This is a genomic window from Bacillus sp. 05T31, from assembly GCF_056396725.1.
In genome coordinates this window covers 12,421-35,438 of sequence record NZ_JBFTMA010000021.1, presented here as the reverse complement: position 1 = coordinate 35,438, position 23,018 = coordinate 12,421, and the positions used below count along the sequence as shown (strand labels likewise).

Sequence of the window (23,018 nt, the reverse complement as noted above, 5' to 3'; positions counted from 1 at the left end):
GCTTAATCTCTTCCTCTGAAAAATCACCGTTTTGCATTGCTTTCATYTGTTCTTTAATAATTTCAACAGCTTTTTCAAAGTTCTTCGCTTCAATTCCAGACATAACGAAGAGCAAACCTTTATGACTTTCAAATCTCGATGCTGCATAGTASGCTAAACTATTTTTTTCACGGACATTTACGAATAACTTCGAATGAGAAAACCCTCCAAATAATCCGTTAAACAATTGTAATGCAAAATAATCTTCATCTTTATACGTAATGAATGTGCGATAGCCGATATTTAATTTACTTTGCTTTAGTTCTTGTTTTTCAACAATTTCTTTTTCTTCATTATTTCGTTTATGAAGAAGTACATTTCTCTCTTTCATAGCGCGAGATGAAATCGAAAAATACTTATTTACAAGCTCCACAGCATCTTCTGAAATGTCACCAATGATATATAAATCCATTTCATCTTCAGCTAACACTTTTTGATAATATTGATACAAACTTTCATTTGTAATAGAAGCAACACTTTCTTTTTTTCCATTTGCACTTAAGCGATATGGTTCTACTTTGCACATTTCTGCAATTAAACGCTCGTTTGCATAACGCATTTTATCATCATAAGTAGCTTCAATTCGTTGCAAGAGTGCTCGTTTCTCACTTTCTACAATAGAAGATAGAAAACCGTCCCCTTCTGTTGCTGGATGTAAAACAATATCAGATAACATAGAAAGCGCTTTTTCAAATAACGGTGGTGCATCGCGTAAATATGTTTCATTTGCAATGTCTACATAAATAGAGATGATATGGTCTTCTCCTTTTTTACTTACATCTACCGCTAAAGAAGATCCATATAATTCTTCTAAATATTGACGAAGACGAATTACAGAAGGCAGTTTTTCTGTCGCACTTTGCAATACGTACGGCAATAGGGCACGCTCTGTCACCGTCTCCTCATTTAAAGGTGCTTTAAAACGAAATACAAAGGTATTTGTTTTAAATTTATCAGTCGGAATAATATGTACTCGCAAGCCACCTAATTCATGCAGTTGCTGTTCCATTAGTTTCATTAATAGCCCTCCTTTACGTATGTAGGAATATTCCTCTTCAATATACAGTTTTTAGAAATAAAAAATCAACTTTTCTTCCTTATTATGCTTACATTTGAGTCTTTCTAAAAACTTTAATATGTAAGGAACATAGTAAAATTCCGTATTAAATATATTCTATGTAAAAAAGCCCGCACTAATGTGCGAGCTTTTTTTATACTTTCTAAATACTCATCGTTTTCCTTTTTCATAAGGCGTTCCTAATGCTTTCGGAGCTTCAGATCGGCCTACAAAACCAACGAGTGCTAATATTGTAAATACATACGGTAATATCGTTAAGAATACACTTGGAATTTCTTTTAATATAGGAATTGTACCACCTGTTATCCCAAGTGATTGAGCAAATCCGAAGAACAGCGCTGCTCCAAGAGCACCAAGTGGATTCCATTTACCAAAGATCATAGCTGCTAGTGCTAAGAAACCTTGTCCAGTAATTGTAGCACCTGAGAAGTTACCAGAAATCGACATTGCGAAGACCGCACCACCCACTCCTGCAAACATTCCAGATATACAAACTGCAATATAACGCATTTTATATACATTAATCCCCATCGTATCTGCTGCCATTGGATGTTCACCAACAGCACGAAGACGAAGACCGAACGGTGTTTTATAAATAATGTACCAAACAACAAATGCTAAAATAATGGCAATATACGACGTTATTGGTACGTTTGAGAAAAATATTTTTCCGATAACTGGAATATCTGATAGACCTGGGACATCGATTTTTTCAATACGGTATTGAATAAAATCTGTCTGCCCTTTATCAAAAATCTTCTTAATCGCAAATACTGTTAAACCAAGAGATAAGAAGTTAATCGCTACACCACTTACAACCTGATCAGCACGGAACGTAATGGATGCTACCGCGTGAAGTAATGCAAATAATCCACCACCAATTGCCGCAAATAGTAATGCAATCCATGGAGTCATCGTTCCCCAAGTATCACCCATTAATAAGGTTGTAACAATTCCAACAAATGCACCAAATAGCATTAGTCCTTCTAACGCAATATTTACAACACCTGATCGTTCACTAAATACACCACCTAATGCTGTAAAAATTAAAGGTGCTGATGTATATAACGTACCTGTCACAAGAATGGCTAATATATCTAAAAAGCTCATTTATTTCCCCTCCTTGCTCATGCGTGTAAGCGCCCATCTTAAAACATAACTACATGCAACAAAGAAGATAATACATGCAATAATTACGTTAATAAGTTCTGATGGTACATCTGCCTCAAAGTTCATTTGAGGGGAAGCACTTTTCAAACCACCAAATAACAATGCTGAAAGGATAATACCAAATGGATTATTTCCTCCAAGAAGCGCTACGGCAATTCCGTCAAATCCAATCCCTGTAAATGAAGACATTGCTGTCATGCTTTGGAATGTTCCTAACCCTTCCATTGCTCCACCAATCCCAGCAAATGCACCAGCAATTGTCATGGAGAATACTACATTACGAGAAACCTTCATACCTGCATATTGAGAAGCATGTTGATTAAATCCTACTGACTTTAATTCATAACCTAGAGTTGTTCGATCTAATAAGAACCACATTAAGATTGCTACTAAAATTGCAACAATAATTCCCCAGTGAAGACGTGAACCATCAGTTATTGCAGCTAACCAATCTGAAGATAAAGATGCACTCGCTTTAATATCATATGTTTTATCATTGCCCTCATGTAAAAAGCGTTTAATTATGTCATACGTTACATATAACGCGATATAGTTCATCATTATTGTTACAATAACTTCATTAACCTTAAACTTCCCTTTTAAATAACCAGGAATAAAGCCCCATATTCCACCCACCATTGCTGCAAATAAAATAGATAATGGAATATGAAAAAACGCTGGTAGTGAGACCGCATAACCGAACCAAACTGCCGCAAGCCAACCAACTAATAGTTGACCCTCTACCCCGATATTAAATAAACCTGTACGAAATGCAAACGCCACCGATAATCCAGCAAGAATAAGTGGTATCATAGTGCGAAGTGTCTCACCAATCGCACTAGCACTGCCGAACATACCTGTCCAAAGCGCACTATAACCAACAATTGGATCATAGCCACTAACCAGCATTACAATCGCTCCAACAATTAAACCAAAAATAACGGATAGTACTGGGACTAAAATATTTATCGTTCGCTCTGTTAAAAGTTTTTTAGCCATTTGTACCCACCTGCTCTTTCTCTGTTCCTCCAGCCATTAGCAAACCAAGCTGTTGTTCATTTGTGTCTTTCGCATTCACAATTGCTACAATTTTCCCTTCATAGATAACCGCAACCCGATCACTCACATTTAAAATTTCTTCTAATTCTAAAGATAAAAGAAGAACCGCTTTCCCATTATCTCTCTGCTCGATTAATTTTTTATGAATAAATTCAATTGCACCTACATCTAAACCACGTGTTGGCTGTGCTGCAATTAATAAATCCGGATTACGATCTACTTCACGTGCAATAATAGCTTTCTGCTGATTCCCACCAGATAGAGCACGCGCTAATGTTTGTTCGCTAGGTGTACGTACATCGAACTGTTCAATAAGTGCCTTCGCTTTCCCTGTGATTTTGCTAAAATTTAAAATCCCCTTCTTTGAAAATGGATTTTTATAGTACGTTTGCAAAACTATATTGTCTCTAACAGAAAAATCAAGAACTAGTCCGTGCTTATGACGATCTTCTGGAATATGACCAATTCCTTCTTCTGTAATTCTTCGAACAGGCCAATTCGTTATTTCTTTCCTTTTAATTGCAATAGAACCTGACTCAACTTTTCGTAAACCAGTAATTGCTTCTATTAATTCGCTTTGTCCATTTCCATCGATTCCTGCAATACCAACAATTTCCCCCGCACGAACAGTTAAGTCAAGGCCTTTTACAGCAGGCAGTTGGCGTGCATCGTGAACAACAAGATTTGCAATAGAAAGTACCTCTTCTTTGGGCGTAGCGTCTATTTTTTCTGTTTTAAAATTCACTTGACGTCCGACCATTAATTCTGCAAGTTTATGTTCATCCGTATTTGCAACGTCAACAGTTCCAATCCCTTTTCCTTTGCGAATAATTGTACAACGATCGCAAACTTCCATAATTTCTTTCAATTTATGAGTAATAAGAATGATAGATTTTCCTTCTTGCACAAGCTTTTTCATAATTTGAATCAATTCATGAATTTCTTGTGGTGTTAACACTGCAGTCGGTTCATCAAATATTAAAATTTCCGCTCCACGGTAAAGTGTTTTTAAAATTTCAACACGCTGTTGCATACCAACAGAAATATCCTGTATTTTCGCGTATGGATCTACAGCTAAACCATATTGTTCAGACAACTTTTGAATCTCTTTAGCAGCTTCTTCAACAGCTATTCTCCCTTTTTTCTTCGGTTCATTACCGAGAATGATATTCTCTGTAACTGTAAAATTATGAACAAGCATAAARTGYTGATGGACCATCCCAATACCAAGRTCATTYGCAATATTCGGATTTGTAATTTTTACAGGTGTTCCTTTAATTTTAATTTCACCCTGTTCTGGCTGATACAAACCGAATAGTACATTCATCAATGTTGATTTCCCTGCACCATTTTCTCCAAGTAAAGCATGTATTTCTCCCTGTTTTACTTGCAGCGTAATATCATCATTCGCTACAATGCCTGGGAATACTTTCGTAATATTATTCATCTCAATTACGTATTCCATTTCGTTCCTCCTTTTAACAGGGAACATTCCCCTATTACACTATTAACTTATTAAGCGATTTGGAAGTTTTATACATACAAAGGTTAGTTCTAAGAACTAACCTTTGCTATTTCTCTATCTTTATTTTTTTAGAGAAGCTTCATATTCTTTATATTCTTTATCTGTAGCTGGTACTTTAATTTCTCCAGCTGTAATTTTCTTTTCAAATTCTTCTACTTTTGTTAAAATCTCAGGGTTAACTTTTTTCACGTTATCAGTTGTTTTTGCAATACCAACACCGTCATCTTTTAAGCCAAACGCTTCAATTTTACCACCTTTTAATTTTCCATCTTTCGCTTCTTTTGCTACTTTTTGTACAGCGATATCAACACGTTTTACCATTGAAGTTAATGTTACGTTTTCAGGCATACCTTCTTGATTTTGGTCACGGTCAACACCGATTACCCAAACGTTTTCACCTTTTTTCTTACGGTTTTTCGCTTCAGTGAATACACCGTTACCTGTACCACCAGCAGCATGATAAATAACATCTACGCCTTGACCATACATTGCTGACGCAAGAACTGTACCTTTTTCAGGCTTATCGAATGCTTCAGCATATTCAGATACGATTTCAATATTTGGATTCACTGCCTTAGCACCAGCTTTAAATCCATTCTCAAATTTACTAATTAAATCACTCTTCATTCCACCAACAAATCCTACTTTATTCGATTTTGTTGACATAGCTGCCACCGCACCTACAAGGAATGACCCTTCATGATCTTTAAATGTAATACTTGTTACGTTTGGTGCATCTACAACAGTATCAACAATTGCAAATTGTTGTTTTGGAGATTCTTTTGCTACTTCTTTAATTGCTCCCTCTAATTTATACCCAATACCGAAAGCTAAATCATACTTATCTTTTGAAAATTTCTTTAAGTTCGGAATATAATCCGCTTCTTTTTCAGATTGAAGATAACGATAATTTGTCTTCTCTTTTAATCCATTATCTTTACCAAACTGTTGTAATCCTTCCCAAGAAGATTGGTTAAATGATTTGTCATCAACGCCCCCAACATCTGTAACCATACCAACCTTAAACTCTTTATCCCCTTTTTTGTCACTATCCGCTTTATCCGAGTTACCACATGCACCTAACACTGTACTTGCTGCTAACGTTAACGATAATAAAAGACCTGTTTTTTTCTTCATACTAGAAACCCCTCCTGAAATGTTTTGTCTAATGATTCATACGCTGCTGTCCCTTACTTCTTGCTGTCACCTCCCTAAAAAGGAACTTCCCTACATACGTTTTCTTAATACGTGGAAGCTAAACTTATCAGCTCTAAAGTAATTAATAGAATATAAGATTGGCTCATCATTTTGATCATAGTGCATTTGTTTTAAAACTAGCAGTGCCGTTTCAGGTTCACATTCTAAAATCGGTGAAATTTTCGGGTGATAACCAATCGGTTCAATGTGAGCAACTGCGTATGTGATACGCTTGTGCGTATTATTATGTATTACTGTAAGCAGCGATTCCTCATTGTATCCCGATAAATCTGGTAATATCTCTTTTGCCAGTTTATCAATGCAATATACAACTGGTTCCCCATCCGCTGTACGAACACGTTCAATCATTACTGCGCTAAAAGCATCTTCACAATTAAATTTCTCTTTTTCTTCTTCTGTTAAAGTTGTTGTAGATGATGATAAAAAGATTGTTCCTGGTGTTTTCCCCACACTAGAAATCATATCTGTAATACTAGAAAGTTGCTCTATTCCAGAAGAAAATAACGGCTTCGCATTTACAAATGTCCCTACACCATGTCTACGAATAACAACATTTTCTTCTTCTAAAATACGTAGTGCTTCCCTTAAAGTTGCCCTACTTACACCAAGTTCTTTCGCTAGATCAAACTCTGAAGGTAACTTTTGTTTTTCTTTGTAAGCCCCATCTTTAATTTTTCCTTTGATGTGATCAATCACCCGCAAATATAGGTGACGACTATCGGATTTTACTGACATAAGACTCCCCCGCATTTYAATTATTCGACCTCTGATGTAAGACTTCTTTTCTCTTTTTTCAACTCACAACATAGTATAAATTACTAAATACTAAAAATAAGCGTAATTATCGAATAAATATTAATAATTTTTCAAGATGAAATTTTCACACTTTATTCCATAAAAAAAACTTTGTACCATAAACATTTCTCATATAGAGAAAAAGTTCGGCACAAAGATTCCTTACATCCTTTGTTACACACTTTTCCCCTCATAGTCTAGCAATTCATGGTTGCCAGGTAGAAACTTATGGACCTTATCTCCAAGATTATATGAGGCAGTGATTCTTTTCGAAGTAATCTTACCACTTGCTCCCATATGTGTCAACAGATTTCAACATTTTTCTACATTAAATATCGAACGTTTTGAAAGCCAAAACGATAAGCATTCGTATTCTAAAGGACCCTTAAAAATGTAAGCCCTTTCTTAGTCGATGGCTATAGTATATAACAAAAACAGCATATAAAAAAGCCTAATTGTAAAAACAATTAGGCTTTTTTTAAGAACTTTTTTCTTGCACATCTTTAATGAGTACTCCCCTTGGTTTACTACCTTCATAAGGACCTACTACACCATTCATTTCCATGGCATCAATTAAACGAGCTGCTCGCGTATATCCTACTCTAAATCTACGTTGTAACATAGAAACAGATGCTGTTTGCATTTCTACTACAAGCTGAACCGCTTCATCGTATAATTCATCTTCTACTTCCTGCTTTGTTTCAGGAACATCTTGTGGAATCATATCCTCTTGATATTGCGCTTTTTGCTGCGCAATAACAGATTCTACGACTCTCTCAACTTCATCATCTGATAAAAAYGCCCCTTGTACACGAACAGGTTTCGATGCACCAATTGGTATGAATAACATATCTCCACGACCTAGCAACTTTTCTGCACCACCACCGTCAAGAATCGTTCGAGAATCTATTTGGGAAGATACAGCAAATGCAATACGCGATGGAATATTCGCTTTAATAACACCTGTGATAACATCAACTGACGGGCGCTGAGTCGCAATAATTAAATGAATACCAGCAGCACGTGCCATTTGCGCTAAACGCATAATCGCATCTTCTACATCCGAAGAAGCAACCATCATTAAATCAGCTAACTCGTCCACAATTACTACAATATATGGTAATTCAGGTTGTTTCGCTTCCGATTGGCTATTATGTTCTTTAATATAATCATTATATCCTTCAATGTTACGCGTACCGCTATGCGCGAATAATTCATAACGACGCTCCATTTCACTCACAACTTTCTTCAAAGCCTGTGATGCTTTTTTCGGRTCAGTTACGACTGGTGTTAATAAGTGCGGAACACCGTTATATACATTTAACTCTACCATTTTCGGATCAATCATCATTAATTTTACTTCATGCGGTTTTGCACGCATTAAAATACTTACAATAATTCCATTAATACATACACTCTTTCCACTACCAGTCGCACCAGCTACTAATAAATGGGGCATTTTATTTAAACGTGCCAATACAGCCTCTCCTGTAACATCACGTCCAAGACCGATTAATAACTTCTCTTCTGGGTGGTTATTCGCCTTTGAATCAAGAACTTCTCTCAGCGTTACCATAGAAACTTCTGAATTCGGAACCTCAATCCCTACAGCTGATTTCCCGGGAATAGGTGCTTCAATACGAATGTCTTTCGCTGCTAAAGCAAGCGCTAAATCATCACTTAAACTAACAATTTTACTTACCTTTACTCCCATATCAGGATACACTTCATATTTCGTAACTGCAGGACCTCTATGTACTTTTGTTACTTTCGCTTTCACACCAAAACTTTGGAATGTACGTTCCAATTTACGAGCATTTTCATAAATTTCCGCATTTTCATTTGTAACTTGCTTATTTTGGGGAAACTTTAATATATCAAGCGAAGGAAGCTTATAATCTTTATTTTCCACATTAGAAAATTGCATAGGAGGTGCTTTCGTTTCACCTTCTAGCGATTCAACGATTTTTTCTCCTCGTTTCTTGTGAGGTTGTTCTTCTGGCGCAGGCGGAACTGCCTCTTCAATAAACGGAGGAGTGATTAAATCATTTTCTTCTATCTGCTTTTCCGTCTCTTCACGTACTGGATAATTCTCAGTAAAATTCGAAATAATTGGTGGACCAATTTCTATTTCTTCTACTGGCTCAATAGCTTCTTCTTGTTCAGCAACACGTTCACGCCTCTTGCTTCTTGTTGTTTTTTTCTTTTCAGTTTGCTCGGCGACCCTTTGAGATTTCCAATCTTTATAATCCCCTTGCATTACTTGAAACTGACTTCTAAGAATTCTCCCTACCGGAGCAAGTACTTCTCCAATATGTTTATTTGTTATACAAAGTATTCCAAGAATAACTAAAATAATTCCAATGATATATGCCCCTACTTCGTCAAATAAGAAGTAGCACGTTGCGAACATCAATGCACCGAACATACCACCACCTAAATGAACACTATCCGGGCCCTTTTTCATTTCAAGGAAGAAGTAATCTTTTGTACTAACAATTACAGAAGTATTTTGTACAGCTCCATCTTTCGTAAGCAGGTTAAATAATGTAATATGACTAAACATTAATATTGCTAGTACAATTAAATAAACACCTATTAGCCGTTTATTTAAAAGGTTGGGCCATCCCCGCTTTATTACAAACGCAACAGATAAAGCTATTACACCTAACACACCWATTATGTACCACTCACCAAAGAAGAAGCGAAAAAATAACACAAACGATTTCCCTACAACACCTAGCTGTAAAATCGTAATAATCGAAAGTGCAAAAAGAGTCAACCCGACGATTTCATAATACAAAGTTGGCTTTATCGTACGTCTTGCCTTAGCCTTCGTCCCTCTTTGCTTTTGTTTTGCCATTTCTTCACCTCGTGTTCTAAAAATTAAGTACAACTTTCTTATAAAAAAGCTCTACTTACATGTCTTTCTCTCTATTTTTCAGGTCTTTATATCTTCTATTTTTACACTTCTTGTAAAATGTTAAATAAACAGAAGAAAGCAGCCTACTCATGGCTGCTCAACCGTCTTGTTTTTTATATTATACCATAGCTCCTAAACAAAATCCTTCTTTTTGCTAAAAGGTAATTTTCTGTCCAGGCTCAAACTCTAGGTAGTGAGACGGATTCGTACTTAATACACGTACAATAGAGTAACATTGATTATCCTCCTCAGAAACCACTAATTCCACGCCATTTATATTCACAACTTTTTGGCTTTCGCATTGTGAATAATCGGCCGGATACACAAGTTGCTCTGGCATAATTGTATATAAAATCATTGTAGCATTGTCCCTTCTGTACTACCTATAACAAGACCTGTTAAACGAATCGGATGAATTGTCATCGTCGCTGTTTCGGCAATAAATGAATAATCAGTTGAGACCGCAATCGGTACACCGATTGAATGCCCTCCTCCTAAAACAAGAGATACAGTTGGTTTTGAAAGCGAAGCCACCATTTCAGAAATCGCTAATCCAGCTTCAACGTCACCCCCAACTGTATTTAATATTAACAGTAAACCTTCAATTTTTGGATTTTGTTCAATCGCGACAATTTGCGGAATGATGTGTTCATATTTTGTTGTTTTATTTTGTGGTGGCAACTGAATATGACCTTCYACCTGCCCAACAATTGTTAAGCAATGAATACGCGATTCATTCATTTGTGGTACATTTGTCTGTCCAAGTTGCTGAATTTTCTCCACTATAGAAGCCTCTTTTGGAACTTCTTTCGGCTCAGCTTCTTTTTCTTCATTTGTATAACGATCACGTTCTGTCATATCGCATCCCCTTTCACTCGTATATAACTATTATTTCTTAAGTTATGAATTTCATTCGATAGGGTTAAAAAAGAAAAAGATCACCTGTAAAGGTGACCTTCTTTATACTTCCATAATAATCGGTAAAATCATTGGCTTTCTCTTCGTTTCTTCGTACAAGAACTGCCCTAATAATTCACGAATATTTTGTTTCAACATAGACCATTCAATTGTATATTCTTTAATTGATTGTTCAACAATCATACGTACAATATCTGTGGATCGTTCGATTAATGCTTCTGATTCACGAACATATACAAAGCCGCGTGAAATAATTTCTGGACCAGAGATTATTTTCTTTTCATCCTTACCAAGTGTTACAACAACAACTAAAATTCCATCTTGAGATAACATCTTTCTATCTCGAAGAACGATGTTACCGACGTCACCTACACCTAATCCATCAATTAAAACATTACCAGCTTGCACTTTACCAGCTAATTTTGCTTCATCGTCACCAAAAGCAATTACATCGCCTTTTTCTACGATAAAGATATTCTCTCTCGCAAYACCTACATCTTCCGCTAAATACGCATGTGCTTTTTGCATACGGAACTCACCATGTACGGGTACAAAATACTTCGGCTTCATTAAATTTATCATCAACTTTAATTCTTCTTGGCTACCATGACCTGAAACGTGAACTTTTCTTTCACCGTAATAAATAACYTCAGCACCAGATCTAAATAACAAGTCAATAATTTTTGATACAGATACTTCATTTCCTGGAATTGGAGAAGCTGCAATAATAACAGTATCACCTTTACGAATTGAAATTTGTTTATGAGCTTGTTTCGCCATTCTAGAAAGGGCTGCCATCGGTTCCCCTTGACTACCAGTCGTTAAGATAGCTACCTTTTTTTCCGGGAAATTGTCTATTTCTTGTAATGAAATAACCATACCTTCTGGAACATCTAAATAACCWAGACGTCTTGCAATATCTACCACTTTCACCATGCTACGTCCTACTACCGCTACTTTCCTTCCAGTTTCAGCAGCTGCATCAAACACTTGTTGAATACGGTGTACATTGGAGGCAAATGAAGCAACAATAATACGCCCTTCTGAACTATAGAATACTTTAGAAATCTCTATACCAACTTCTTTTTCCGAACCTGTATAACCAGGACGTTCAGCGTTTGTACTATCAGATAACAAGCAAAGTACGCCTTCATTTCCAATTTGCGCCATTTTCCCAAGATCTGCTCCACTATTTCCGATTGGAGTTTGATCAAATTTAAAGTCTCCTGTATATACTACAGCACCTTTTGATGTATGGAAACAAACACCCACAGAATCCGGAATACTATGTGTCGTTCCGAAGAATGACACATTTGTTGAATTAAACTCTACTGTTGAATTCGAGTCAATTGTTTTTAAGTCTACACGGCCTAACATTCCTGCTTCGCCAAGCTTTTCTTGTATAAGTCCTACCGTTAATTTCGTCGCATATACTGGAATAGATAATTTACGAAGCACATAAACAATTCCACCAATATGATCTTCATGACCATGGGTAATAAATAGTCCTTTTACTCGCTCTTGATTTTCTACTAAATATGTAATGTCAGGAATAACAATATCAATCCCAAACATTTCATCTCCCGGGAACATCAATCCGGCATCTACAATAAAGATTTCAGAATCAATTTCAACACAGTACATGTTTTTTCCGATTTCACCTACTCCGCCAAGAGCAAATACTTTMACAGACTCATTCTCTTTTCTCTTCATGTTGTTGCCTGGTTTAAAAATCTTGCAAACACTGATTTCACTAAAATTGCAGAGACACCAGGGGAAACTCTACAACCACCATATATTCACCGTCCAAGACGAATGTCCTTACCGTTATGCGATATCATGTCCTTGTTAATTTTTTAAACCAGGTTTCACCTCTCTTTCATTATATAAATCAAATATCTTATTCGATATGATATGAAAATTTCATTAAATCTTAATTTTTACCAATTTTGCTAAGCATACCCGTACTAAGCTACTTAGCCATATTATAACTGATACAAGAAATAGAACACAAGTTAAATTATGCGAAAGACAAGAGAGGACACTAAAATGAGATTATAATTTAAGAGGGCAAAATTCATATCAGTTTTACTATTTTCCCTACGTAATAAGAGTTTGATGGAAAAATATTCATGTAAATTCTTTACATAAACATGAAACGATATTCACTAAAAAAATCTTATCTCTGTAATCAGTTTCTTACTAATTCTCCCCCCTGCCATCCCCTTCTTATTACAGCTTATTAACTATAGCTAATTTTCATCACTTACATATAGTTAGTCAAAATAAAAATGACCTAGTTTCACACTAGGTCATTTTTATTAACGAGGAATAGATTGCATTACGGATTGTAACGTTATTCTTTCTTCTTCCGTTAATGGAAGAAGTGGCAAACGTACAGAACCTACATCTAATCCCACCATTTGTAATGCTGTTTTTACTGGTGTTGGGCTCGGCGCCATAAATAGTGCATCCGTTACTTTTACTAGTAATTGATGTAATTTCTGCGCTTTTTTGAACTCTCCAGCTTGGAATGCAGCAATCATTTCTTGCATTTCATTCCCGATAACATGAGATGCTACAGAAACAATACCTTTTGCTCCAATTGCCATAGCTGGTAATGTTAAACCATCATCACCGCTGTATACTGCAAAGTCGTCCGCTGTTTTTTCAATGATTTCTGTCATTGTTAATACATCGCCGCCTGCATCTTTAATCGCAACAATGTTTTCTATTTCTGATAAACGAACAACTGTATCAACGGAGATTTGTACAATAGATCGTCCTGGAACATTATATAGCATTACCGGAAGCGGAGTGCTTTCAGCGATTGTTTTAAAGTGCTGGTACATCCCTTCTTGACTCGGTTTATTATAATACGGTGCCACTAGCATAACTGCATCAACACCAACTTCAGTTGCCTTTTTTGTTAAATCGACAGAAGCATGCGTATTATTGCTACCTGTTCCAGCGATGACGGGCACCCTTTTATCGACAACAGATACGACATGGCGATATAACGCTACTTTTTCTTCTGATGTTAATGTAGGAGATTCTCCAGTCGTCCCTCCTACCACGATTGCTGTTGTACCGTTATCAATTAAATAATTTACCAATTTCGTTGTCTTTGCAAAATCGATATTACCATTTTTATCAAACGGTGTTACCATCGCGGTTGCAATTGTCCCAAAATCTATCATGATCTCACTCCTTATTGTTCCAGTTGCTTTTCTTTTGAAAGCTCAAATGCACTATGTAATGCATTCACAGCCTCCACTAAATCGGCTTCTTTTACAAGAACCCAAATTGTCGTATGACTATCTGCTGATTGCAGAATTTGAATACCTTTTTCCGCTAAAGCTGTGACAATTTTCGCTGTAACCCCTGGAATACCTGCCATTCCAGCACCAACAATAGAAACCTTCGCACAATGCTCTGTCACCACTGGATCATATCCAAGTTGCTTTAAAACCTCAACTGCACGCGCTGATACACTATCCTTTACTGTGTAAGCTACACCAGTAGGAGAAATGTTAATTAAGTCCACACTAATCCCTTCATTAGCCATTTCTTTAAACACGTGTTGTTGTAAATCATATGCAGTTTCTTTTGCAAGCACTTTAATTTGCGTTACGTTTGACACATGGGCAATCCCTGTAACAGGACGTTCTTCTACATCCTGCCCTTTTGTAGCACCATCATATGCCGCAATAAGCGTACCTTCACTATCAGAATACGTAGAACGTACACGAAGTGGTACTTTTGCATGCATCGCAATTTCAACCGCACGCGGATGAACAACTTTCGCACCCTGATAAGCCATGTTACAAATCTCGTTATATGTTACAGTTTGAAGATGACGTGCATCTTTTACGATACGAGGATCCGCAGTCATAACACCTTCAACATCTGTGAAAATATCGATATATTCAGCATGAAGCGCAACACCTAATGCTGAAGCTGAGGTATCACTACCTCCGCGTCCAAGTGTTGTCGTATCTCCATTTTTCGTTTGACCTTGGAATCCAGTCACGACGATAACATCTATATTTTGTAACTCTTCATGTATACGATCGCAATTCATTTCAATAATCTTAGCATTCGTAAAGTCATTATTCGTTACAAAACCAGCTTGCGCACCATTTAATGCTGCTGCTTTTATACCATTCTCATTCAACATGTTAGAGAAAACAATTGCTGAGATTAATTCTCCGCATGATAATAATAAATCTTGCTCACGTTTAGAAATATTAGGTTCCTCTTGATTTACAAGACTTAATAACGTATCAGTTGCATACGGTTCACCTTTACGGCCCATTGCTGATACAACAGTAACTACTTTATAACCAGCAGCTAACGATTTTTTTATATGGTGAAGCGCATGCTTGCGCCCATTGTCATCACGTACTGATGTACCACCAAATTTTTGAACAATAATTTTCATATTTTGCACCTTCTCTTAGCCGTTTACACTAATTGTAATTTTACTAAGCGCTCTGCAATTTGAACAGAATTCCATGCAGCGCCTTTTAATAAGTTATCAGATACGACCCAAAGGTGGAATCCTTTATCATTATTTAAATCTTTACGGATTCTTCCAACGAATACTTCATTTTTACCTACTGCAGTAGCTGGCATTGGATATAACTGCTCTGCTGGATTATCTTGCAGTACAATACCTTCTGCATTTGCAAGTAAGTTTTTCATTTCTTCTACTGTTACGCCTTCTTTATCTACTTCAATGTACACAGACTCGGAATGACCCGATACAACTGGTAAACGTACACATGTCGCAGCTACTTCTAATTCAGGCATATGCATAATTTTTTTCGTTTCATTAATCATTTTCATTTCTTCGAATGTAAATCCATTATCTTGGAATTTATCAATCTGTGGAATAGCATTAAAAGCGATTTGGAAATGCTTTTCGTCACCTGATACAGGTAAAACATTCGCCTTTACTTCTTCGCCATTTAAGATTGCTTGTGATTGTTCATGAAGTTCTTCAATAGCTGCCGCACCAGCACCTGATACAGCTTGATATGTGGAAACGATTACTCGTTTTAAACCATATTGCTGGCGAACTGGCTCAAGAGCTACTACCATTTGAATTGTAGAACAGTTTGGATTTGCAATAATACCATTATGTTCTTTTAAATCATTTTCATTTACTTCAGGTACAACAAGTGGCACGTTTTCTGTCATACGGAATGCACTTGTATTATCAACAACAATTGCACCGCGCTTTGCTGCTTCTGGCGCTAATTGTTTCGATACAGATCCACCTGCACTAAATAGTGCAATATCTACTCCTTCAAAACTTTCAGGAGTTGCCTCTTGAACTGTAAATTCTTCGCCTTTAAATACAAGTTTCTTACCTGCAGATCGTTTAGATGAAAGTAACGTTAACTTCCCAATTGGAAATTCTCGTTTCTCTAAAGTATTTAACATTTGTTCACCAACTGCGCCGGTTGCTCCAACTACAGCGACATGAAAAGTTTTTTGCTTTTCCATCACTATGCCCCTTTCTAGATACCAATCCTTCTATAACTTAGAATTAGAAGGAGCTTACAATGCCCCCTCTAATCTTAATAACGTTAATTTTATCATATTCTACAGTAAGAATGATGGTTTCAACAAAAATTGTACGTTTTTTTCGTTTTTTAATTCATATATCTGAATTTTTCTACAACAACAGGTTGTAATTGTTTTCCTTGTAGCGCTTCCAATACTGTATCTTCAAGTAACTCCATACGAGCTACCATTGAGTTCGGTTTTTTCTCTGGTGCATCTTGGCCAAATGGTACGAAGTAGATGTCTTTTGTAGCCATTAGGCGCATGAGGTTTACTCCATTAAGCCCCAACGCATCATTCGTCGAAACAGCTAACACAACAGGCTTTCCATTTCTAAGCGTCGCTTTTGCTGCCATTAATACTGGAGAGTCTGTCATTGCATTTGCAAATTTACTCATCGAATTCCCTGTTAGTGGTGCGATCACCATGCAATCTAGTGGAATTTTCGGTCCTAGTGGCTCTGCGCCAACGATTGAATTAATTGCCTTAAAACCGGTTATTTCTTCGATCTTTTTAATCCATTCTTCCCCTTCGCCAAATCTAGTATTTGTTGATTGGACAGTATAAGAAACAACGGGACGTACTTCTGCACCTTCTGCAATTAACTTCTCTAAATGTGGCATAACTTCTTCATACGTACAATGTGACCCTGTAAATCCGAAACCAATTCGTTTTCCCTTCAAACTCATTTCTCATCATCCTCCTTTGCGATTGCATCTGCTATTAATAACTGAGAAAGAACATTCGCTAATATTTGTCCTGCTGTTTTCGGTGCAACAATCCCAGGAAGACCAGGTGCTAATAGTGCCTTCACTCCACGCTTCTCCGCATAGCGAAAGTCCGTGCCACCTGGCTTAGAAGCTAAATCAATAACTAGCGTATGAGCTGGCATTTTTGAAAGAACATTCGCTGTCACAACGAGATGCGGAATTGTATTAATAACAATATCGATATTACCTACTTCTTTCTCTATGTCTTGCATATGAAAAGGAGAAAACATCATTTCTGTAATACGAGCAATATGTTCCRAACGTCTCGCTCCAACTTTGACATGTGCTCCTAATGATTGAAAGGCTCTTGCAACACTCATACCAGTTCTACCAAATCCTAAAACCATTACATTCGATCCATGAATTGTGTAATCAGTATGTTGAATTACCATCATTAGTGTACCTTCTACGGTCGGAATAGAGTTATAGATTGCAACATCATCACGATCAAATAATTTTACAAGTTTGCGATTTGTAGTAGCTACGAGATTTTCCAAGTAAGGTGTACCAATACCTGAATATATAGTGAAGTTTTCTGGCGTCTTTTCAATTTGTTCTTTCGTTATGGAAACTTTCTCATTTGAAAAAATAGTATCTACTTCTCCTCTGGCATTCGTCCCTGCAACCGGCAAAATAATTGCATCTAAAGAAGTGAAATTTAAATCTTGTATACTTTCCTTTGCTGCCCCTGTGAAGCCATGATCTAACTGTTCAAACCCTATTAATGAAAGTTTCGCGTCCAGTTCGACTAGCTTGCGAATTACTTCTAGCTGCCGTGCATCTCCTCCTATGACAGCAATATGCATCTCAGTCAACATTCCCTAATTCACCTTCTTTTTCTTTCATTTATAAGAAAAATGCCTACTTTTTCTTTTTCCTCCACATCATATGTAATGTACGAGTTTGAGGTGATTGAAAAACAAAAAGCACACGTGATTTATCTTCTTTATATAAAGATAAAAAAAAGACAACCAAAATGGTCATCTTTCACTATGATCTTGAATGGTTCGTAAGATCGCAAAGTATCATATCATTTCCAACCTTCTTTATTTTGCTCCATTCTACTCTCACTTCTTGCTGTTCTCTTTTAAAACCTCCCCATTTCCCAGCAGGTATAATAAGCGCTTGTATTTTTCCATCTCTCTCATCAATTTCTAAATCTGCATGACCTAAAACTCCCATTTTTTCTGCTCTTTCTAAATCCACAATCTCTTTGCCACTTAATTCACTTAAACGCATTAAATCTCCCCCTATCCTACTTTTTATGAAGGTTATCCTATAATAAGTACCTATTCTGCATATATAAAAAAAATAACCGTATCTCATATAAAAGAGATACGGTTATTTCCGAAAGCGAATGAATTACAAGATCGATTAAAGTTTCATTCCTTTTGGCAGTTTTCCATCTGGACYAATAAGTGCCGCAGAGAATTCATCGGTAAACATATTGCGAATTAACTCGTCTACATTTTGCTTTGTTACAGTGTTTACACTTTCAATAATCTCATCAAGAGAACGATGTTTACGAAGAAGCAATTCGTTTTTACCATTACGGCTCATACGACTATTCGTACTTTCTAAACTTAACATTAAGTTTCCTTTTAATTGTTCTTTACTGTTAACAAGCTCTTTTTCTGTAATACCTGTATTTTTCAACGTATTTAACGTTTCTTGCATTGTTTCATACAGTGTATCTAATTGTTTACTACCTGTTCCACCGTAAAGTGTTAACATTCCTGTATCTTCATAAGAAGAGTGATAAGAGAACACTGAGTACGCCAATCCACGTTGCTCACGTACTTCTTGGAATAAACGGCTACTCATACTACCGCCTAAAACATTATTTAATACAATTAAGTTATAAATATCTTCGTGTCCCATTTGCAAGCCTTTATATCCTAAACATAAATGAGCTTGTTCTGTTTCCTTCTTACGTGCTACTTTATTGAAATGGAAAATTGGGCTATGTACTTGTTCACGATTTGTTGTCCCTTCGTAACTACCGAAATATTGCTCTACAGTTTGTAAAAATGCTTCATCAATATTCCCTGCAATTGATACAACAACATTTTCAGGTGTGTAATGATCTTTCATATATTGACGTAACGTATCACCTGTAAATGTTTCAAGCGTTTCTTCTGTTCCTAAAATAGGATATCCAAGCGGATGCGTTTCATATGTTGCTTTCGTTAACATATCATGCACAATATCATCTGGCGCATCTTCGTACATTTTTATTTCTTCACATACAACATTCTTCTCTTTTTTCAGTTCTTCCTCATCAAATGTTGAATTAAAGAACATATCTGCTAAAACATCTAATGCATATTTAGCATGCTCATCTAGCACTTTCGCATAGTAACATGTATATTCTTTTGAAGTAAAAGCATTTACTTGTCCACCAATGCTATCAAATGATTCTGCAATCTCTCTTGCACTTCGCGTTTCTGTCCCTTTAAAGAACATATGTTCCAAAAAGTGCGAAACCCCATTATTTTTTTCATTTTCATTTCTTGAACCTGCGTGGATCCATATACCAATCGCAACCGAGCGTACAGTTGGTATATTCTCCATAACAATTCTTACACCATTTTTACACGTATATTTTTTAATCAAAAACTTTCCTCCTAATGCCAGTTTCTCTAAATAATTGCTATTATTTAATGATAACAAGTTTAGAGATGAATGTCATGCAAATGTATTTAATCCACACGTTTTTCATCAAGTAATTCTGTAATATTCCCCACTTTATATCCTTGTTCCTTTAAATTTTTAATCATAGTATCTAGCGCTTCTGTTGTAGATGAAGTAGGATGCATTAGTACAATAGCACCTGGATGTATTTTTCGCATTACTCTCTGCAATAGCACACCCGGTTCTGGCCGCTTCCAATCAATTGTATCTACAGTCCACATAATCGTCCCCATTTGGAAATCATCCGCTATTTTTACTACCTCATCCCGAAAGCTTCCACTTGGCGGAGCAAACCATCTCACTTTCTGATTTGTAGCTGCTTCTATCATTCGATTCGTTTTTTGTAATTGATCTCGTATTTCATCTGTAGACAGCGTTTTCATATTAGGGTGTGTGTAAGAATGATTTCCTACTTCTTGATTTGCATCGACAATCATTTTGGCAAATCGTAAGTTTTCTTTCACCCAGCGTCCTTCTAAAAAGAAAGTCGCCTTCACATCATGTTTTTTCAATATCTCTAATATACGTGGCAAATACTCATTACCCCAGGCCACATTAATTGTTAATCCCACCATCTTTTTATTTGGATGTCCTCGATAAATGGGAGCTGGTGGTAAATCCTCTAAGTGAACACTCGGTGATACTTCCTTAAATTCAAGTTGTTTTTGATCAAACTTCTTGATTTTCTTCATATTATTATAGGACGCTTCTATATCCACTTGTTTTCCATTATACCCAGGCGTCGCCTTCCAAATCTTATCAATCATCGCATTTTGCGGCATAATCTCGTACTGTTTTACATGCTTTTGAATCTCTTCATGCAAGTTATCCTGCGCAAAAACGGAATAAGAGCCACAACCCATATATAAAGAAAATATAAATATGTACGCTAATATACGAGCTTTCATATAAACCCTCCCATTAACTATAAAAAAGAAACCGTTTTCTTCTTATCTTTGTTAATTTGAGCGTTATGATGAAAACTATACCTATACTCACATAAAAATCTAAATGAATCACATTTTTTACATAACAAAAAAAGCCAGCTAAACTGGCTTTCACTTATTGTTGCTCTTGTGCGTTTTCTTCTTTAGCTGCTTCTTCTTTAGCTGCTTCTTTTTCTTGCTCTTCTTTTAGCAATACTTTTCTAGATAAGTTTACACGACCTTGTTTGTCAATCTCGATAACTTTAACTGAAATCTCATCACCGATTTTCACAACGTCTTCTACCTTACCTACACGCTCAAGTGCAAGTTCAGAAATGTGAACAAGTCCATCTTTACCGCTAAATAATTCAACGAACGCACCGAATTTTTCAACGCGTTTAACTTTTCCTAAGTAGATTTCGCCTACTTGTACTTCGCGAACGATATCTTCGATAATTTTCTTCGCTTTTTCATTCATCTCTTGATTAATTGATGAAATGAATACTGTACCATCTTGCTCGATGTCAATTTTAACGCCAGTTTCTTCAATGATTTTATTGATTTGTTTACCACTTGGTCCAATAACATCACGAATTTTATCTGGGTTAATTGCCATTGTAATAATCTTCGGAGCATACGCAGATAACTCAATGCGAGGTTCAGCGATAACAGATAACATGTGATTTAGAATGTGCATACGACCAACTTTCGCTTGTTGTAATGCTTCTTCTAAAATCTCACGAGATAAACCATCGATTTTAATGTCCATTTGTAGTGCAGTTACACCTTTTGCAGTACCTGCTACTTTAAAGTCCATATCACCTAAATGGTCTTCCATTCCTTGAATATCTGTTAAAATTGTATAATGCTCACCAGATTTCACTAGACCCATTGCAATACCAGCAACTGGTGCTTTAAGTGGTACACCCGCATCCATCATCGCTAATGTACTACCGCAAATACTCGCTTGTGAAGTAGAACCATTTGACTCTAATACTTCAGATACAAGACGAACTGTATATGGGAAATCCTTTTCAGATGGAAGCACAGGTTCAAGAGCACGTTCTCCTAGTGCTCCGTGACCAATTTCACGACGACCTGGTCCACGCATTGGTCTTGTTTCACCAACACTAAATGAAGGGAAATTATAATGGTGCATAAAGCGTTTTGACTCTTCTACACCTAGACCATCTAAAATTTGCACATCGCCTAATGCACCTAATGTACAAATACTTAATGCTTGCGTTTGTCCACGTGTGAATAGACCAGAACCATGTGTACGAGATAAAATGCCAACCTCTGATGCTAAAGGACGAATTTCGTCACCTTTACGACCATCTGGGCGGATTTTTTCAACTGTAATAAGACGACGTACTTCTTCTTTTACAATTTTATATAAAATCTCACTTACTTGTCCTAATGTATCAGCATCAGCTTCCTCAGCTTCGTAATGCTCAATTACACGCTTTTTCACTACGCTAATTGCATCTTCACGTGCATGTTTTTCGTGCACTTGAATTGCAGAATGCATATCTGTCTCAGCCATTTCACGTACAGCTTGGTTCAAATCAGCATCCACTTCATAAAGTTTCACTGCTGTTTTCTCTTTACCRACAGCTTGTACAATCTCTTCTTGGAATGCAATTAGACGTTTAATTTCATCGTGTCCAAACATAATTGCTTCTAACATTGTTTCTTCAGGTACTTGATCCGCTCCTGCTTCAACCATGTTAATTGCATCTTTCGTACCAGCTACAACAAGGTGCATATCACTTTGTTCTTGCTGTTCTACTGTTGGATTAATAACGAACTCGCCATTAATACGACCAACTGTCGCACCTGCGATTGGACCTTCAAATGGAATATCTGAAATAGATAATGCTAATGAAGAACCAAGCATAGCTGCCATCTCAGAAGAACAGTCTTGATCAACACTCATTACGATGCTGACAACTTGTACTTCATTACGGAAACCATCTGCGAAAAGTGGACGGATTGGACGGTCAATTAAACGACTTGCTAAAATTGCTTTTTCACTTGGACGGCCTTCGCGCTTAATAAAACCGCCTGGGATTTTTCCAACTGCATATAAACGCTCTTCATAGTTTACTGTAAGCGGGAAGAAATCTACATTTTTTGGCTCTTTTGATGCAGTTGCTGTAGATAGAACTGCTGTGTCGCCGTATCTTACTAATACTGCTCCGTTTGCTTGTTTTGCAAGCTGACTTGTTTCAATTGTTAGCTGACGACCAGCTAAATCTATCGAGAAGACTTGCTTTTCCTGACTCATTTAAGTACCCCTCTCAATTTAAAATATTCAATTCTTCTA

At 36.6% G+C, this 23,018-nt stretch carries 18 protein-coding genes, 1 pseudogene and 1 riboswitch; all 19 genes and pseudogenes read right to left on the bottom strand.

Annotated elements, in window-relative coordinates; translation table 11 throughout:
• Nucleotides 1–1,057: EF-P 5-aminopentanol modification-associated protein YfmF (gene yfmF / locus AC1DJR_RS02910; RefSeq protein ID WP_477001981.1), on the bottom strand; the 1,057-nt coding region annotated here is incomplete at its 3' end.
• A 210-nt stretch (nt 1,058–1,267) separates the two neighbouring features.
• Entirely contained in the window at nt 1,268–2,227 is a 960-nt protein-coding gene (locus AC1DJR_RS02905) for an ABC transporter permease (RefSeq protein WP_060751719.1), read from the bottom strand.
• Nucleotides 2,228–3,286: an ABC transporter permease gene (locus AC1DJR_RS02900; protein ID WP_477001980.1), complete on the bottom strand. Its 1,059-nt coding sequence runs from the start codon at nt 3,284–3,286 to the stop codon at nt 2,228–2,230.
• On the bottom strand, nt 3,279–4,811 hold the full coding sequence (locus AC1DJR_RS02895) for an ABC transporter ATP-binding protein (protein WP_429686827.1): 1,533 nt from the start codon (nt 4,809–4,811) through the stop codon (nt 3,279–3,281). The genes AC1DJR_RS02900 and AC1DJR_RS02895 overlap by 8 nt, the downstream gene beginning before the upstream one ends.
• Before the next feature lie 120 nt (nt 4,812–4,931).
• Nucleotides 4,932–6,008, bottom strand: a complete 1,077-nt coding sequence (locus AC1DJR_RS02890; RefSeq protein WP_002190493.1) for a BMP family lipoprotein — start codon at nt 6,006–6,008, stop codon at nt 4,932–4,934.
• A 90-nt stretch (nt 6,009–6,098) separates the two neighbouring features.
• The gene (locus tag AC1DJR_RS02885) at nt 6,099–6,824 is read right to left on the bottom strand and encodes a GntR family transcriptional regulator (RefSeq protein ID WP_002088063.1); all 726 of its coding nucleotides are present in this window, start codon (nt 6,822–6,824) and stop codon (nt 6,099–6,101) included.
• A gap of 233 nt (nt 6,825–7,057) precedes the next feature.
• Nucleotides 7,058–7,159, bottom strand: a riboswitch (purine riboswitch).
• 203 nt (nt 7,160–7,362) lie between these two features.
• Entirely contained in the window at nt 7,363–9,747 is a 2,385-nt protein-coding gene (locus tag AC1DJR_RS02880) for a DNA translocase FtsK (RefSeq protein WP_002014584.1), read from the bottom strand.
• Nucleotides 9,748–9,961: 214 nt separating this feature from the next.
• Nucleotides 9,962–10,165 carry a YlzJ-like family protein gene (locus tag AC1DJR_RS02875; RefSeq protein ID WP_002088064.1) on the bottom strand — a complete coding sequence of 68 codons (204 nt, stop codon included), beginning with the start codon at nt 10,163–10,165 and terminating at the stop codon, nt 9,962–9,964.
• 23 nt (nt 10,166–10,188) lie between these two features.
• Nucleotides 10,189–10,665 (bottom strand): annotated as a pseudogene (tepA, locus tag AC1DJR_RS02870) (translocation-enhancing protein TepA); the annotation flags it as partial.
• Between the two features lie 102 nt (nt 10,666–10,767).
• Nucleotides 10,768–12,438 carry a ribonuclease J gene (locus AC1DJR_RS02865; RefSeq protein ID WP_477001979.1) on the bottom strand — a complete coding sequence of 557 codons (1,671 nt, stop codon included), beginning with the start codon at nt 12,436–12,438 and terminating at the stop codon, nt 10,768–10,770.
• 608 nt (nt 12,439–13,046) lie between these two features.
• The gene (dapA, locus tag AC1DJR_RS02860; protein WP_002014579.1) at nt 13,047–13,925 is read right to left on the bottom strand and encodes a 4-hydroxy-tetrahydrodipicolinate synthase; all 879 of its coding nucleotides are present in this window, start codon (nt 13,923–13,925) and stop codon (nt 13,047–13,049) included.
• An 11-nt stretch (nt 13,926–13,936) separates the two neighbouring features.
• Nucleotides 13,937–15,169 carry an aspartate kinase gene (gene dapG / locus AC1DJR_RS02855; RefSeq protein WP_289404445.1) on the bottom strand — a complete coding sequence of 411 codons (1,233 nt, stop codon included), beginning with the start codon at nt 15,167–15,169 and terminating at the stop codon, nt 13,937–13,939.
• 23 nt (nt 15,170–15,192) lie between these two features.
• On the bottom strand, nt 15,193–16,239 hold the full coding sequence (asd, locus tag AC1DJR_RS02850) for an aspartate-semialdehyde dehydrogenase (RefSeq protein ID WP_002014577.1): 1,047 nt from the start codon (nt 16,237–16,239) through the stop codon (nt 15,193–15,195).
• Between the two features lie 149 nt (nt 16,240–16,388).
• The gene (gene dpaB, locus AC1DJR_RS02845) at nt 16,389–16,988 is read right to left on the bottom strand and encodes a dipicolinate synthase subunit B (RefSeq protein ID WP_002111357.1); all 600 of its coding nucleotides are present in this window, start codon (nt 16,986–16,988) and stop codon (nt 16,389–16,391) included.
• Entirely contained in the window at nt 16,985–17,887 is a 903-nt protein-coding gene (gene dpaA / locus AC1DJR_RS02840) for a dipicolinic acid synthetase subunit A (protein WP_477001978.1), read from the bottom strand. The genes dpaB and dpaA overlap by 4 nt, the downstream gene beginning before the upstream one ends.
• A gap of 172 nt (nt 17,888–18,059) precedes the next feature.
• Nucleotides 18,060–18,308, bottom strand: coding sequence for a YlmC/YmxH family sporulation protein (locus tag AC1DJR_RS02835; protein ID WP_002014571.1), 249 nt, complete (start codon nt 18,306–18,308; stop codon nt 18,060–18,062).
• A gap of 135 nt (nt 18,309–18,443) precedes the next feature.
• Nucleotides 18,444–19,685, bottom strand: a complete 1,242-nt coding sequence (locus AC1DJR_RS02830; RefSeq protein WP_477001977.1) for a M16 family metallopeptidase — start codon at nt 19,683–19,685, stop codon at nt 18,444–18,446.
• Nucleotides 19,686–19,771: 86 nt separating this feature from the next.
• Nucleotides 19,772–20,671 carry a polysaccharide deacetylase family protein gene (locus AC1DJR_RS02825; RefSeq protein WP_002033683.1) on the bottom strand — a complete coding sequence of 300 codons (900 nt, stop codon included), beginning with the start codon at nt 20,669–20,671 and terminating at the stop codon, nt 19,772–19,774.
• Nucleotides 20,672–20,825: 154 nt separating this feature from the next.
• Complete coding sequence (gene pnp, locus AC1DJR_RS02820; protein ID WP_002033682.1) at nt 20,826–22,979, bottom strand: polyribonucleotide nucleotidyltransferase; 2,154 nt, start codon at nt 22,977–22,979, stop codon at nt 20,826–20,828.
• Between the last annotated feature and the right edge of the window lie 39 nt (nt 22,980–23,018).

Excerpts from the sequence above, each read along its gene's own strand:
- AC1DJR_RS02905 (WP_060751719.1), bottom strand. The coding sequence starts at position 2,227 with ATGAGCTTTTTAGATATATTAGCCATTCTTGTGACAGGTACGTTATAT.
- dapA (WP_002014579.1), bottom strand. The coding sequence starts at position 13,925 with ATGATAGATTTTGGGACAATTGCAACCGCGATGGTAACACCGTTTGAT.
- AC1DJR_RS02885 (WP_002088063.1), bottom strand. The coding sequence starts at position 6,824 with ATGTCAGTAAAATCCGATAGTCGTCACCTATATTTGCGGGTGATTGAT.
- AC1DJR_RS02875 (WP_002088064.1), bottom strand. The coding sequence starts at position 10,165 with ATGATTTTATATACAATTATGCCAGAGCAACTTGTGTATCCGGCCGAT.
- AC1DJR_RS02825 (WP_002033683.1), bottom strand. The coding sequence starts at position 20,671 with ATGAAAGCTCGTATATTAGCGTACATATTTATATTTTCTTTATATATG.
- dpaB (WP_002111357.1), bottom strand. The coding sequence starts at position 16,988 with ATGAGTTTGAAGGGAAAACGAATTGGTTTCGGATTTACAGGGTCACAT.
- AC1DJR_RS02890 (WP_002190493.1), bottom strand. The coding sequence starts at position 6,008 with ATGAAGAAAAAAACAGGTCTTTTATTATCGTTAACGTTAGCAGCAAGT.
- AC1DJR_RS02835 (WP_002014571.1), bottom strand. The coding sequence starts at position 18,308 with ATGCGTTTAAGTGAATTAAGTGGCAAAGAGATTGTGGATTTAGAAAGA.
- asd (WP_002014577.1), bottom strand. The coding sequence starts at position 16,239 with ATGGAAAAGCAAAAAACTTTTCATGTCGCTGTAGTTGGAGCAACCGGC.
- AC1DJR_RS02900 (WP_477001980.1), bottom strand. The coding sequence starts at position 3,286 with ATGGCTAAAAAACTTTTAACAGAGCGAACGATAAATATTTTAGTCCCA.
- dapG (WP_289404445.1), bottom strand. The coding sequence starts at position 15,169 with ATGAAAATTATTGTTCAAAAATTTGGTGGTACATCAGTACGTGATGAC.